Annotated in this window: 15 protein-coding genes, 1 tRNA gene and 1 pseudogene; 9 read left to right on the forward strand and 8 right to left on the reverse strand. The window is 66.2% G+C overall.

Features of this window, described 5'->3' with window-relative positions:
* Positions 1 to 106: 106 nt before the first annotated feature.
* Positions 107 to 874: pseudogene (locus tag RMCB_RS32635) on the forward strand (transposase); the annotation flags it as partial.
* Positions 875 to 981: 107 nt separating this feature from the next.
* Here RMCB_RS32635 and RMCB_RS32640 read toward each other — a convergent pair.
* From RMCB_RS32640 to RMCB_RS36725, 3 genes are all read right to left on the reverse strand, one after another.
* Complete coding sequence (locus RMCB_RS32640; RefSeq protein ID WP_062832023.1) at positions 982 to 1560, reverse strand: hypothetical protein; 579 nt, start codon at positions 1558 to 1560, stop codon at positions 982 to 984.
* A 480-nt stretch (positions 1561 to 2040) separates the two neighbouring features.
* A complete protein-coding gene (locus RMCB_RS32645) occupies positions 2041 to 2520 on the reverse strand; it encodes a TIR domain-containing protein (RefSeq protein ID WP_062832024.1) in 480 nt (159 codons plus the stop codon).
* Between the two features lie 150 nt (positions 2521 to 2670).
* Complete coding sequence (locus tag RMCB_RS36725) at positions 2671 to 3144, reverse strand: hypothetical protein (protein WP_234792326.1); 474 nt, start codon at positions 3142 to 3144, stop codon at positions 2671 to 2673.
* A 48-nt stretch (positions 3145 to 3192) separates the two neighbouring features.
* On the opposite strand from RMCB_RS36725, the gene RMCB_RS36730 reads away from it, so the two are divergent.
* Together RMCB_RS36730 and RMCB_RS36735 are read left to right on the forward strand one after the other, a co-directional pair.
* On the forward strand, positions 3193 to 3444 hold the full coding sequence (locus RMCB_RS36730) for a hypothetical protein (protein WP_234792327.1): 252 nt from the start codon (positions 3193 to 3195) through the stop codon (positions 3442 to 3444).
* Between the two features lie 29 nt (positions 3445 to 3473).
* Complete coding sequence (locus RMCB_RS36735; protein ID WP_234792328.1) at positions 3474 to 4070, forward strand: tyrosine-type recombinase/integrase; 597 nt, start codon at positions 3474 to 3476, stop codon at positions 4068 to 4070.
* Between the two features lie 48 nt (positions 4071 to 4118).
* Here RMCB_RS36735 and RMCB_RS32660 read toward each other — a convergent pair.
* A tRNA-Asn gene (locus RMCB_RS32660) sits at positions 4119 to 4191 on the reverse strand.
* 160 nt (positions 4192 to 4351) lie between these two features.
* Here RMCB_RS32660 and RMCB_RS32665 point away from each other — a divergent pair.
* Entirely contained in the window at positions 4352 to 4618 is a 267-nt protein-coding gene (locus RMCB_RS32665; protein ID WP_062832026.1) for a hypothetical protein, read from the forward strand.
* Here the strand turns inward: RMCB_RS32665 and RMCB_RS32670 are convergent.
* A complete protein-coding gene (locus tag RMCB_RS32670) occupies positions 4615 to 4917 on the reverse strand; it encodes a DUF7155 family protein (RefSeq protein WP_062832034.1) in 303 nt (100 codons plus the stop codon). The genes RMCB_RS32665 and RMCB_RS32670 overlap by 4 nt on opposite strands.
* Before the next feature lie 60 nt (positions 4918 to 4977).
* On the reverse strand, positions 4978 to 6882 hold the full coding sequence (gene dnaG / locus RMCB_RS32675; RefSeq protein ID WP_062832027.1) for a DNA primase: 1905 nt from the start codon (positions 6880 to 6882) through the stop codon (positions 4978 to 4980).
* Positions 6883 to 7186: 304 nt separating this feature from the next.
* On the opposite strand from dnaG, the gene RMCB_RS32680 reads away from it, so the two are divergent.
* Positions 7187 to 8017, forward strand: a complete 831-nt coding sequence (locus RMCB_RS32680) for an alpha/beta fold hydrolase (RefSeq protein ID WP_062832028.1) — start codon at positions 7187 to 7189, stop codon at positions 8015 to 8017.
* Here RMCB_RS32680 and RMCB_RS32685 read toward each other — a convergent pair whose 3' ends face one another.
* Positions 8018 to 9292 (reverse strand): deoxyguanosinetriphosphate triphosphohydrolase, encoded by a 1275-nt coding sequence (locus RMCB_RS32685; RefSeq protein ID WP_062832029.1) that lies wholly within the window; start codon positions 9290 to 9292, stop codon positions 8018 to 8020.
* 59 nt (positions 9293 to 9351) lie between these two features.
* On the opposite strand from RMCB_RS32685, the gene RMCB_RS32690 reads away from it, so the two are divergent.
* Positions 9352 to 11361 (forward strand): TPM domain-containing protein, encoded by a 2010-nt coding sequence (locus RMCB_RS32690; protein WP_062832030.1) that lies wholly within the window; start codon positions 9352 to 9354, stop codon positions 11359 to 11361.
* A gap of 6 nt (positions 11362 to 11367) precedes the next feature.
* Here RMCB_RS32690 and RMCB_RS32695 read toward each other — a convergent pair whose 3' ends face one another.
* Entirely contained in the window at positions 11368 to 11820 is a 453-nt protein-coding gene (locus RMCB_RS32695; RefSeq protein WP_062832031.1) for a winged helix-turn-helix transcriptional regulator, read from the reverse strand.
* A 94-nt stretch (positions 11821 to 11914) separates the two neighbouring features.
* Here RMCB_RS32695 and RMCB_RS32700 point away from each other — a divergent pair, with 94 nt between their 5' ends.
* From RMCB_RS32700 to RMCB_RS32710, 3 genes are read left to right on the forward strand one after another with little or no spacing between them, the layout of a single operon-like run.
* Entirely contained in the window at positions 11915 to 12577 is a 663-nt protein-coding gene (locus RMCB_RS32700) for an SDR family oxidoreductase (RefSeq protein ID WP_062832032.1), read from the forward strand.
* A 29-nt stretch (positions 12578 to 12606) separates the two neighbouring features.
* A complete protein-coding gene (locus RMCB_RS32705) occupies positions 12607 to 13632 on the forward strand; it encodes an alcohol dehydrogenase catalytic domain-containing protein (protein ID WP_062832033.1) in 1026 nt (341 codons plus the stop codon).
* Entirely contained in the window at positions 13629 to 14135 is a 507-nt protein-coding gene (locus RMCB_RS32710) for a DUF302 domain-containing protein (protein WP_063979697.1), read from the forward strand. Before RMCB_RS32705 ends, RMCB_RS32710 begins: the two co-directional genes overlap by 4 nt.
* The last annotated feature ends 137 nt before the right edge of the window (positions 14136 to 14272 follow it).

The raw sequence follows: 14272 nt of genomic DNA on the forward strand, positions 1-14272 counted from the left end.
GAGACCCCGACAGAACAGGAGAACACCCCTGCGGCACTGACCGCCTGAACCACCACGACGAAGAATCACACGACGACGTCGTACACCACGTCCCGGGACTTGACCCGACGCGCTGGCGGTCGCGCGGGCCGTACTGCGCGAACCTGACCTGCCGATCGCGTCACATGACCACACATCACGTGAGTGCAAATTGCTGACTGATCGACGTGATGTCCTTGTGGCACAACGCACCTCGGCGATCAACCGGCTGCACTGGCATGTTCACGATCTCGACCCCGAGCGGGCCGCCGCGGTGGGCTCACTTAATGCTGTCAAGCATCAGCACGCCCTCAAAACATGGCTGGATGAAGAGTCGGGTCTGGTGACCGAGATCGCCCGCGCCGAGTTGGCCGACATCATCCGGCTGACCGATGAAATCCATGCCTTGACTAAACGACTGCACGCCAGCGCCCACCAGCACGCCCCGGCCCTACTGCAGATTCCCGGGTGCACGGAGTTGACCACGGCCAAGATTCTCGGCGAAGCCGCCGGGATCGCCCGGTTCACATCCGAGGCGGCGTTCGCCTGCCACGCCGGCGTGGCTCCCATCCCGGCATGGTCGAGTGCCAGCGCCGGGCAAATGCGGCTCAGCCGAGCGGGTAACCGTCAACTCAACGCCGCGATACACCGGATCGCACTGACCCAGATCCGGATGACCGCAAGCCTCGGCCAGCTCTACTACCAAAGACTCCTCGAGAGCGGCAAAACCCCACGCGCCGCCCGCCGCTGCGTCAAACGCCGCATCGCCCGCCGCGTCTACCAAGCCCTACGACACGACGCCGGACACCACGACCACCAAAACCCCAGCCAGCCGCCACAATCAACAGCGGCTTGACATAGGAGGTCGCCCAATTATCTGGTGAGTCCAACTCGCCTTTGTGATCGCTCGCTGCCGAGATGATCACTGCAGTCAGTTCGTATAGTGCAGGCGATGCGATGGCGTCAAATTGGGGAGAGACCGCCTCGGGTGAAGGTTTCTAGAGTTACCGCGCGCGAGCGATCGGGCCGTACCGCCCCGGTCACTCGCCGACCAGGTTCGCCGGTCATAGGCAAGTCCTCAATCGCCGGGTATAGCTCCAGATATTCCTGGCCGGGGTAGTTAGACTGCGGCCCTTTGAGCTTCATGATGCCGACGGCGCCATTATGGCCATCGAAATATCCCAATTCCCAAGGCATCCACAATGAGGATCTGGATGTTGCCGATATCACATAGATGAGCGAAAGGGACTGGTTCATTCTCTGACGCAACAACGCTGCCGTCGACCCATCCACGCGCTCCCGGTGTAGAGCGTCATCCACGATCCAATCAACATAGACTGACCGCCCTTGGCTGGTGAACATTCTGTAGACCCCAAGGATGGCCTCAGCGTCAGAGTAACTGTGACTCAGAAAAATATCGAACTCGTCTTCGTCTGAGGTTCTCTGAGCGATCGCGTGCAGTACTGCGCTGGCAGTCGTGTTCCGACCGGCGAGGATCGTCCGGCCGCGCTGCCGCATTTCTGCCTCGGAATATAAAGCCATACATGTCCGCCTTCCTGCGTACCATCGCCGCCGAGACTCACCACCTAATGACTTGGACGTCGGGCGGATGGTTGCTGCCTTCGACGAGCTACCACGTGACCGTTGCCGACACGGATGCAGCCACGGCCTACCCGTCGGGGTCAGCCGACCCGTATCGGCCGACGCAGAGGAACTCATCCGTATCCCGAAATCTCGCCCTCGGCCCCGTCGTTATCGTTGACTCGAATTGCCGATCTGACGTGGTACTTCGGCGTCGAGCTGTCGTTATAGATATTCGCTTCGTTGCCGCTGCGGCGCATCTACCAAGGGTCGCGCTCCTCCGCGCTGCGTCGGGCCGCTATCGCCTCACTCATGTTGTCCGACCTGGATCTCCGAAATACGATTGAGTTTTGGCTGCGCTTGCAACGGCCGCGTCGCTGGTCCCGGTAGACGTTACGAACGCGAAGATCTTCCCGCCGCACGATGCGGGCCGACGGGCAGTCAGGAACGTTTGCGGGCACCGTCGACCCACGACAGCAAGTTGGCTCGTATGCTCGCGTAAACCTGCTGGCTTGTGTACCCGTTGGGCGTAATGGGCTTGATGTAGTCGCCTACCGTGCCGCCACCCTGGAGGGTCACACGGTCGAAAGGATTCCCACCCGCGTAATCAGTTCGCCCGTACCGATCCGCCAGCCCGTGGATGCGGATTCCGACAAGCGGCTTGTAATTGTCCCAGGCGTAGGCGATCTCGCGGCGCACCCATGGTCGTTCCGCGGTGTCAGAGCCCACGAGCACGACAACCGCGGTCTTGTACCTCATCTGGTCTGCGATCCAGTTCATGATTGCCTGATCGCCCTGCTTTTTGACCTCTTCCCACTTCTGTGCGTTCAGGATCGTCTGGCCTTCAACTGCGCCCATGTTCATGATTTGCTGAACCCGCCACGCGTCACGGTCATAGCTGAAGCTGTAAAAGACAGCCATCGAGCCCCCCTAATTGGTTGTGCGAACCGCACCCGCGCAGGGTGCAGTATAGGTCCTTGCGCAATGGCGGTCCGGCGTGGCTGCTGAAGCTAATCCCCTCCTTGCGTGCCTCCACCTTGACGGTCTTCGACGGCGTCGCCCGGTTCTCCGTCAGGTAGTCCTCAAGCCAATGCTCGGCAGCTGTCCGCTCCCCAGCGTCATCGTCGTCGTGGCCGGCGAGTAAGTTCTGGCGTTCATGGTGGTGTCGCCCAACCACTCGACCGTTCCCCACTCCACGTCGATGCTGGGCACCGTCACCCCGGCGATACGGAACTCCACCGACCGGCCGACCGCGGTGTAGTTGCTCTTGGTGTTCGACAGGATGCGAGTGTCGGTGTCGGGATTCTCGGCGATAGCGATAGTAAGTACGAAACCGCGTCCGGTGTAGCGGGTTACCGTGTCCGTTACCGCACGCCGGACCATCGGCAGACTGATGAGCGAGGGTTCCGAACCAAGCGGGACGTCGAGGTGTTCGCCACCGAGGTGGAGGGCCGCAAGCTCCGCGGCGAGCACGTGGCGCCGGCGCTCGGGAAGGTCACGGTTGGTGAAATCGGGCAGGAATGGATCGAGCGCCAGCGCGGCCATCTCAAGCCGAACTCCTGGCGCTCTATCGAAGTGTCCTGGCGGGTACACGTGGCCCCCAAGTGGTCGCGCACACCGGTCGCAGCCGTCGTCTACAGCGACGCGCAAGCGTGGATATCCGAGCTGGCGCAGCGGCGCGGAGCCAAGGTGGTGCGCGGCGCCCAGACGGTGCTGTACGGCATCCTCGAGGACGCCGTGCGGGACCGCCGGATCGCGTCGAACCCCGGCGCACAAGGTGAAGCTCCCACCGATCGTGAAACGGCCCAACGTCTGCCTCACCGGGGAAGCAGCTACACGCGCTAACGCGGGAGTCCGGCCGGTACGGCTCGCTGGTGTTACTGCTCGGCACCGGCGGTTCGCGGTGGGGTGAGGCCGCCGGCCTCCGGGTGTCCGACATCGAGCTCCGGCGGCGCAAGATCCTTGTCCACCAGAACGCCACCGGCGGCACCGTGCAGACACTCAACGGCGGCGAGCACCGCACGCTGGTCCTGGCTCAGTACGTCGTCGACGAGCTGGCGGCGACGGTGCGCGGTAAGGCGCGGGACGGGCTCATCTGGCCGTCGCAGACCGGCGGTTACCTCAAGTCCCCTGCGACCCATGACTCCTGGCTGTCCGGCGCTGTCGAGCGCTGCCAGCACGGAGCGGATAAGGCGCGTGAGGCCGAGCTGAAGGCGCGGCCCGAGGATGAGCCGACCACGCCGGTTTTCCCGCGGGTTACGGCGCATGATTTGAGGCACACCGCGGCGTCGCTGGCAATCTCGGCGGCCGCCTCCGTGAAGGCGGTTCAGCAAATGCTCGGCCACAAGTCTGCGGCCATGACGTTGGACGTCTACGGCGGCCTGTTCGATGACGATCGCACTGCAGTTGCCGACAAGTTAGATGAGCGTATGGGCAAAATGCGGGCACGGGGCACGAAATCTGCAGTCTGAGAGTAGTTGAAATCGCTGTGACCAGCGGATACGTCTGGGAAAGCGTTGCTCCCCCGGATGGACTCGAACCATCAACCGCCCGATTAACAGTCGGGAGCTCTGCCAATTGAGCTACAGGGGACTATCTTCTGCGTTAAGTCCGCGCGGAGCGTGCTCCGTGCGGGCCGAGCGTTGACTCTAGCGTACGGACCGCCGCTGCCGCCAATGCGCTCCCGGACGGGCGCGTCGGCGTGGCGGTGAGGCAGGATGGAAGCACACATTCGCCGTCTGGGAGGAGCGCCGTGATCCGCTATGCCGCCGTGATCGCCGTCGGCTATGTCCTGGGTGCCAAGGCGGGCCGACGCCGCTATGAGCAGATCGCCAGCACCTATCGCGCGGTAACCGGCAATCCCGCGACCAAGGCCGTGCTCGACGCCGGGCGTCGCACCATCGCCAAACGGGTGTCCCCCGACCCGCAGTTCGTGAGAATGACCCCCATAGACGCAGAAACGTCGGTGCTCTCCATGGAGAACACCGACGGTTCGCGGGTCAAACGGGCCGGTAGTTAGCCGATTCCCTGATTGATGGTCTGACCGGGCAGCAGCGGGCCGGTGGTCAGGCCGCCGTTCTGGCCGGTGCCCTGCGGGCCGATCGAGAACGACGGGGCATAGCCGTTGCCATTGTTGGAGTAGGACAGGCACTTACCGTCATCCTTGTTGCCGAACCACGCCAGGCAGGCCGGGGATGCGCTGACCTCACCGTTCTGGGGGGTCATGGTCGCGATGAACGCCGGGGCAGCGACTGCGGCCGCCACAAATGCGCCGACAGCGACGAACCGCCGCGTGCGGGTGCTGATCAATGTCACCAGAGTTGCCTTTCTCGCGTCGTCCAGGTCGACAGCGCGTTCACCATATCGTGATGTGAGCAATCACGCAGTCAGGTCGTCACCACTGGCCTGTTCCAGCAGGCTGCGGCGGTAGGACTCCATGGCCACCAGGTCTCCGAACAAGGCGTGGTATTCATCACCCTGTTCGACCGGTGACATGCGCTGCAGCTTGGATTTGACCTCGGCGATCTGCCGCCCGACCCACACCTCCTGCAGGCGGGCCAGCACGCTGCCGATGTAGCGGGGCAGCTGCTCGTCGTCCTCGACGTTGATGGCCTCCACGCCCAGTTCGTTGACCAGGCTGGCCGCCGCTGGCGAGTTGGTCTGCTCGCGGACGACCTCGATCCACTGCGCGCCCGAGAGCCCCGCCGCCGTGCCACCGGCAGCCTCGATCGCGGCCCGCACCGCGGCGTAGCCCGGATGGGTGAAGCTCTCCACGGTCAGCGAGTCGAACACCGGCCCGGCGAAGCCCGGGTACTGCAGCCCGGCCTTGAGCGCTTCGCGCTGCGGCCACAGCGTCGGGTCCGCGGGGTTCGGCCGTTGCACCGGCGGCGCTTTCGGACGCGCCTGCGGTTCCGGGGTACGACGATCGTCACGGCGTGCGGGGCGGCCGGCTTCCTCCCGAACCCGACGGATGACCTGGGCCACGTCGTCCCAACCCACCCAGCCCGCGAGCTGCCGGGCGTACTCGTCACGCAGCGTGGGGTCCTTGATCCGGCCCAGCATCGGCACACACCGGCGCAACGCGCTCACGCGTCCCTCTGCGCTGTCGAGGTCGTGTTCGGCCAACGCGCTGCGAATGACGAACTCGAACAACGGGGTTCGCCGCGCCACCAGATCGCGCAGGGCGCCGTCACCCGAGCGCAGCCGCAGATCGCACGGGTCCATCCCGTCTGAGGCCACCGCCACGAAGGACTGTCCGGCGAGGTTCTGCTCACCCTCGAACGCCTTGACCGCCGCGGCCCGCCCGGCGGCGTCGCCATCGAACACGTAGATCAGCTCGCCGCGAAAGAAGTTGTCGTCCATCATGAGTCGCCGCAGCATGGACAGGTGCTGGTCACCGAACGCGGTGCCGCACGAGGCCACCGCGGTGGTGACACCGGCCAGGTGCATGGCCATCACATCGGTGTAGCCCTCGACGACGACGGCCTGATGCCCCTTGGCGATGTCGCGTTTGGCCCGGTCGAGCCCGAAGAGCACCTGTGACTTCTTGTACAGCACGGTTTCCGGGGTGTTGACGTACTTGGCCTGGTTCTGGTCGTCGTCGAACAGCCGGCGTGCGCCGAACCCGATGGTCTCACCCGACGACACCCGGATGGGCCACAGCAGACGCCGGTGGAAGCGGTCCATCGGCCCGCGCTTGCCTTCGCGGCTCAGTCCGGCCGCTTCGAGCTCTTTGAACTCGAAACCCTTGCGCAGCAAGTGCTTCGTCAGTTTGTCCCAGCCCGACGGAGCGAATCCGCAGCCGAACTGCGCGGCCGCCGCGGCGTCGAAGTTGCGCTCGGTCAGATACTTGCGCGCCTCGGCGGCCTCATCGGACTTCAGCTCCTCGGCGTAGAACTCCTGCGCGGCGGCGTTGGCGGCCAGCAGCCGACTGCGGCTGCCCCGGTCGCGCTGCACGTTGGTGGTCGACGAACCGGTGTAGGTGACGGTGTAGCCGACGCGATCGGCGAGCAGCTCGACGGCTTCGACGAAGCTGACATGCTCGATCTTCTGGATGAAGGCGTAGACGTCACCACCCTCGCCGCAGCCGAAGCAGTGGAAGTGCCCGTGGTTGGGCCTGACGTGGAACGACGGCGACTTCTCGTCATGGAACGGGCACAGGCCCTTCATCGAATCCGCGCCCGCGCGGCGCAGTTGGACATAGTCGCCGACGACGTCTTCGATGCGGATTTTTTCACGGATGGCCGCGATATCGCGATCAGGAATCCGGCCGGCCACTGGCATAGTCTATGCGCCCGCCGACGCCCGGAAATAACCGCAATCCGCCCGGCCGACCTGTGCCTAGACTTGGGCAGCCAACACGGCGCGGGGAGGGGTGTTCGGTGACCTACGGTGGGTACGGGGCACAGCCACCAGGTGGGCCCTATTCGTCGTCGCCCTTCGACCCGTCCCCGTTCGACGGTTCGAGTGGCGGTCCGATCAATGCGGCACCTCCGGTAATCGGCAGCACCGGAACATTCCCACCGTCCGGCCACGGCCGGCATCGACGTGGCCAAGGCCATCTTGGACAAGATCGGGTGACCCCCGCATGAAAGAAGGCTGGGTCGAATCCCGCGGGCGCCGAATGGCTTACGCCAGCTACGGGCCCGACTCGGGTGAGCCGGCAGTGTTCATCGCCGGCGCGGGCTGCGGCAGGCGGATGGCATTCGGACTTGAGATGCTCGACGAGGCCGGGGTTCGGCTGATTTCCGTCGACCGCCCGGGCATCGGCATGTCCACGCCCGATCAGGGCAAGACCCTCGACAGTGTCGGTGCCGACCTCGCCGCGATGATCGACACCATTGTGGGGCGCCCGGTCCCCGTGGTCGCCAATTCGCAGGGAGCCCCGTTCGGGTTGGCCCTGGCCGCCACCGGCCGCGCCTCGCGGCTGGTGCTCGTGTCCCCGATCGACGATCTGGGTCATCCCGCAGTGGCCGCACAACTGGCGCCGGCCCACCGCGAATTCGTCGCCGCGATCGCCGCGGACCCCGAGGCTGCGATGCAGGATCTCTCCGGCTACACGCCGACCGCCCTGTTCGACATGATCATGGCCGACTACCCCGCGTCGGACGCCGTCGTCTACGACCAGCCCGGTTTCCGGGCGATGTTGCGCGCCGCCCTCGATGACGGTTTCGCGCAGGGGGCGGCCGGCTACGCCCGCGACACCGTGCTCGCGACGTCGGCCTGGCCGACGCACCTGCTGTCACCGGGGGTCGACGTGCACGTGGTGTTCGGCGCCGACGACACCGTGCACTCACCGGATCTCGGTGCCACGCTCGCCGCCAGGATCCCCGGGGCGATGCACAGTGTCATCACCGGTGTCGGCGGCGCGCTGTTGTGGGCGCGTCCCGAACTCGTGATCGACCGGCTGCGCGGCTGATCAGTCCAGCGGGCGGGGTGAGCGCGCCTCGTGGACGCGTTCCAGCCGACCCTCGGTGTAGGACGCGATCTGATCGATGACCACCCGCAGCCTGGCCCCGTCATCGGCGGCCGCGATGAACTCCGGCGCGAACAGCGGATCGAGACTCACCGGGGCTTGTGCCCACAGCGCCAGGGCAACCTCGTGGATGAGGGTCCGCTGATCGGTCTGGATCTGCAGGTGCTGATGGTCGGACATGATGAACTGCAGCGCGAGCATCTTGAGCACCGCCACCTCGGCGCGCACCGTGGCGGGTACCGCCAGGTCGGTGTCGAAGCGCCGCAACCGTCCACCGCCTGCGACATTGCGGGTCTCGGTGATCGCGGCGTTGGCGAACCGGCCGACGAGTTCGCTGGTGAGCCGCTTGAGGGCGACCGACGCGGCCAACGTCCCGTCGTACTTGCCCACGCCCGTCACCACGGGCATGCGCGACAGGCGGTCCGCGGCAGCCAGCAGATCGTCATGACTGAGCACCGGAAACGACTTGGCGCCCAACTGCGCCAGCGACGCTGCCGCGTCGGCGTCGGCGAAGACGCGCAGGTCGATGCGCCCGGAGATCACGCCGTCCTCGACGTCGTGCACCGAGTAGGCGACGTCGTCGGCCCAGTCCATCACCTGCGCCTCCAGGCACGGCCGCTCAGCGGGAGCGCCGTCGCGCACCCATGCGGCCGCCTGCGCATCGTCGTCGTAGAACCCGAACTTCTTGCGGCCTCCGGAGCGCTGCCACGGGTATTTGGTGACCGCGTCCAGCGACGCCCGCGTCAGGTTCAGCCCGGCCGAACGACCCTCGCTGTCAAGGGCTTTGGGCTCCAACCGGGTGAGGATGCGGAAGTTCTGTGCGTTGCCCTCGAACCCGCCGAAGGACTGCGCGATCTCGTCGAGCGCGCGTTCGCCGTTGTGCCCGTACGGCGGGTGGCCGATGTCGTGGGCGAGCCCGGCCAAGTCGACCAGGTCAGGGTCGCAGCCCAGCCCCATCGCCATGCCCCGGCCGATCTGCGCCACCTCGAGAGAATGGGTGAGCCGGGTGCGCGGCGTCTCGCTCTGCCGAGGGCCGACTACCTGGGTCTTGTCGGCCAACCGGCGCAAGGCCGCGCTGTGCAGCACCCTGGCCCGGTCCCTGGCGAAATCGGTGCGATGCACGGTGTCGGTCCCGGGGAGTGCGGCAGCCTTCGGCGCTTCGACCACCAGGCGTTCCCGGTCGAAGTCGTCGTAGGGGTCGTACCCGTCGTCGTTCACCGAGGCACAGTCTGCCAGGACGCAGCAGCAATACCGTGCAGCACATTAGATTGGCCGTCATGCGCATCGCCCGTCTGCTGCCCATGCTGCTCACGGTCCTGATGGTCGGGCTGGTGGTAGCCCCGGGCGCCGGCGCTGAGCCGCCGCTGCGACTGTCCACCCAGCTGACCGACAACGCGGGCGCGCTCTCGCCACAGCAGCGCACCAGTGTGCAGAACGCACTCGACAAGCTCTACGACCAGCGGCGCATCAAGCTGTGGGTGGTCTTCGTCGAGGACTTCTCCGGGCAGAACGCCCTGGGCTGGACCCAGCGCACCATGACCATGAGCGATTTCGGTGACGACGACGCGGTGCTGGCGGTGGCCACCGTGGACCGCGCGTTCGCGTTCCAAGTGCCGTCGACGGTCACCAACATCAGTTCGTCGGATGCCGACGACATCCGCCGCAACAGCATCACCCCCGCGTTGCGCCGCGATGATTGGGCGGGCGCGGCGATCGCGGCGGCCAATCGGCTCAACACCGAACCGCAAGCGGCGGCCGGGTTCTCGTGGCCCGCGTTGGCCGCCGCCCTCGGCGTGGTGCTGGTGCTGGCCGGGCTGCTGTTCTGGTGGTCGGCGCGCCGACGCGCCAAGCGCCGCAAGGCCGAATTCGAGGCCGCCAAACGCGTCGACCCCACCGATCCGAACGCGCTGGCAACGGTTCCGCTCGAGGCCCTCGACGAGCTGTCCCGTTCGATCGTCGTCGACGTCGACAATGCGGTACGCACCAGTGACGCCGAATTGCAGCTGGCGGTCGAGGAATTCGGGCCGAAGCAGACCGAGGCGTTCAGCCGGGCGGTCACCAATGCGAAAACCGCACTGGCGCAAGCATTCAACGTGCGGCAGATCCTCGACGATGCGGTGCCCGAGACCCCGCTGCAGCGGCGCGATCTGTTGACCCGGGCGATCGTGGCGGCTGCCAAGGCCGATCGTGAACTCGATACTCAGAGCACGGCTTTCGATCAGTTGCGCGACCTGGTGATCAATGCCCCGACCCGGCTGGACGACATGACCAAGCAAGTGGTGGACCTGACCGCACGCCTGACCCCGGCCCAGCAGACGTTGGACACGCTGCATCAGCAGTTCGATGCGGCCGCATTGAGTTCGGTTGCGGGCAATGTCGATGCGGCCAAGGAGCGGTTGGCGTTCGCCGATCGCAACATGACCTCGGCCCGCAGTCTCGTATCCCGGCCCGCCACCGACCAGACCGGGCTCGTGGACGCCGTACGGGCCGCGGAGTCCGCGCTGGGGCAGGCCCGCACCCTGCTCGACGCGGTGGATAGCGCTGCCAGCGACATCAACCGGGCGATCGCCGGGCTGCCCGCGGCGATCACCGATATCAACAACGGCATCAGCCAAGCCACGGCCCTGCTCAACGATCCGTCGACGCCGCAGCCGGCCGAACTCAAAGCCGCGCGCGACGCCGCCGCCACAGCGGCCGCCGATGCAAGTGCCAATGGCAAAGCCGACCCGTTGGGCACGTTCACCCGACTGACAAAGGCCGACGCCGACCTCGATCAACTGCTGGCCAGCGTGCACGCCCAGCGGGAGGCCGCCGAGCGGCTCGCGCGCGCCCTCGACCAAGCCATCGACACCGCGCAATCCCGGATCAAAGCGGTGTCGGATTTCATCGATACCCGGCGCGGGAGCATCGGGCCCGAGGCCCGCACCCGGCTCGCTGAAGCCGGCCGACAGTTGGACGCCGCACTGGCCAAGCGCGGCCAGAACCCGAATGAGGCTGTCGCACATGCCAATGGCGCGTCGACGCTGGCCGCGCAGGCACAGGGGCTCGCCAACGACGACGTGCGCGCCGCGCAACGGTCCTATACCTCGCAGTATGGCGGCGGTGGCGGATCAGACATGGGCGCGGTGTTGGGCGGCATCATCATCGGCAACGTGCTGCGCGGCGGCCTCGGTGGCGGGTTCGGCGGCGGCTACGGAGGGGGCCGCAGCATGGGACGGCCGACGTCGTACGGCGGAGCGTCACGCTCGTCGGGCCGCAGCTACAGCGGCGGCAGCGGCCGGTTCTGAGTTCACCTAACTCGGCCCCGTGTCGACGAGCGCGACCTGGGTCGCAGGGACCGTGGTGCCGTCGTCGCGGCGGAATCCGATGCCCACCGGCTCGCCGGTTTCCGCTTCGATGAAGCGGTAGTCACTGCTGTGCGGCCGGGCCAGGTGCACGTGCCCCCACTGCCCGATGGCTGCCAAAACCGGGATGAGGTCACGCCCGGCGTCGGTCAGCACGTACCGACTGCGGGTGCGGTCCCCGGGTTGCTGATAATCGACGACTTCGAGAATGCCTGCCTGAACCAGCTCGGACAGCCGCGCGCTGAGCACATCCGAGGCCACACCCAGCGCTTCCCGAAATTCCGAGAACCTCGACTTACCCAGCAGCGCCTCACGAATGATGAGCACGGCCCACCGCTGGCCCAGCACCGACATGGTGCGGGCGATGGGACAAGCGTTATCGGTCCACGGATCGGTGCGCATGGCGCTATTTTATCTGGGTTGGGAATACCAACCCAGCCCGACTGCTTGATGAGGGTGATGTTCATGCAGTCAACCGACTTCTAAGGAGAAGCGAATGTCACAGCAGATCAAAGGCGCGACCGCGGTAGTGACAGGCGGCCAGCGTGGGTTGGGCAAGGCGATCGTGGACGAACTCCTCGCCCGCGGCGCGGCCAAGGTGTACTCCACGAGCCGGCGGCCCGAGCCCAGCGCCGACCCGAGGGTGGTCGTCGTCGAAACCGAGGTCACCGACGCCGACTCGGTCACCGCGCTCGCCGAACTCGCCCACGATGCGACGATCGTCGTCAACAACGCCGGCGTATTGGGCGGTCAATCGCTCCTGCTTTCCGATTTCGACGAGATTCGCTCGGTGCTCGAGACCAACTACTTCGGCGCGCTGCGGGTGACGCGAGCATTCGCATCACAACTGGCCGGCGGCACCCTCGTCAACATCGCCTCTGTGTTGTCGTGGCTGCCCGGCTACGGCGCCTACGGCGTCTCGAAAGCCGCATTGTGGTCTGCGAACAATTCGTTGCGACTGGAGCTGGAAGGTCAGGGCACCGACGTGATCGGCGTGTACCTCGGTTACACCGACACGTCGATGGCGGCCCATCTCGATGTACCCAAGAACGATCCGGCCGACGTCGCACGGCAGATCGTCGATGGCATCGAATCCGGCGCTGCGGAGGTGCTCGTCGACGAGCTCACCCGGCAGGCACGTACCGGCGTTTTCGCCTGAACCGGCCGGACGCGAAGGAGGATGATGCCATGTCGACATATCAGGCCTTTCAGGTCACCGGGCAACGCAATTTCGAACTCGTCGAGCGCGAGGTAGCGCCACCCGGGCCCGGCCACGTGCGGGTGCGGGTGGACAGCTGCGGCGTCTGCCATTCCGACGTCTTGGCTGTCGAAGGACTCCGCCCCGAACCCGAACGACCGGTGGTCCCCGGTCACGAAATCGTCGGCATCGTCGACGCGGTCGGCGACGGGGTCACCCGGTGGAAGCCAGGCGACCGCGTCGGCGTGGGATTCCTCGGCGGCCAGTGCGGCGAGTGCGAGTCCTGTCGCCGAGGCGATTTCGTCAACTGCACCGATCAGCCGCAACCCGGGACCACCGAGGACGGTGGCTATGCGGAGATGGTGCACGTCCGGGCCACCGGACTGGTCCGAGTACCTGACCAGTTGTCTGCCAACGTCGCCGCTCCCCTGCTGTGCGCGGGCATCACGACGTTCAACGCCTTGCGCGCCACCGCGGCACCGCCGGGGGCACTGGTGGCAATCCAGGGGCTCGGCGGGTTGGGCCACCTCGGCGTCCAGTACGCCAAGAAGCTTGGTTATCGCGTCGCAACGATCGCACGAGGCCCCGAAAAGGCGGAACTGGCAACGACTCTGGGATCCGATCACTACATCGACAGCGCCGCGGATGACCCGGGTGCGGCGTTGACCGCCTTGGGCGGCGCAGCCGCTGTCATCGCCACCGCAGCGAGCGGGGCATCCATGAGTCCCCTGGTGGCCGGTCTGCGACCGCACGGACAACTGGTCGTCGTCGGCGCCGCTCCGGACCCGATCGAGGTCAACACCGCCGATCTGATCTTCGGCGGCCGCAGCATCGTCGGCAGTCTCACCGGTTCGTCAATCGAAAACGAGGACAGCCTCGCGTTCAGCGCCGCCAACGGCATCGCTCCGATGATCGAAGTCATGCCGTTCGAGGAGGCTCCAAAAGCCTACGAGCGCATGATGTCCGGGCAGGCACGCTTTCGGGTCGTCCTTGACGTCGCGGGTTCACGACAATGACGCGGCCGAGCAGTGCCGTCGACCACCCGAGCAGGCGGCTGCTGATCGCGCTGCCCGACGAATTCGAGCGGGCCCGCAGCCGCTACGAATCACTGGTTCCCGCAGTCGATCTCACTGCATACGCAGCCGCGGCGAATTGGGACGAAGTCATCGCAACGGCCAAAAAACAAGCCCCACACGGCTTTCTGCGGTACCACAGCATTGACGTCGCACCGACGATGGCGCTGTCTGGCGTAACGTGGCCCGCCACCGAATATCTGATGGGCAACCACACCATCGCCGAACGCATGTACCGCCACGATCCGGCCGTCATGTTGCATGCGCCGCTGCGCACCCTGCTCTACGAGGGACCGGATGGAACGGTGCTGGCGGTGGACCAGCCGAGCCTGCTGTTCGGCAGTTACGGCAACCCGGCGATCACCGCCGTCGGCCGCGAACTGGACGGACTATTGGCAGCACTCGTCGACCTGCTCGACGGCGACGTCCCAGCCCAACTGCGCTGATTCCCCCCGCGAGCAGACGCCGCGGCACCCGAAATGCGGTGCGGGTTCACGTGGTCGTCGCAATGCTCTCGATGTGAGAGGTTGCGGTGGTCGTGTCGTTTTCCGAGGATTGTGTTCGGTTTGGTGATCGGCTAGCA

This window comes from Mycolicibacterium brisbanense (assembly GCF_001570425.1).
Taxonomy (GTDB): Bacteria; Actinomycetota; Actinomycetes; order Mycobacteriales; family Mycobacteriaceae; genus Mycobacterium; species Mycobacterium brisbanense.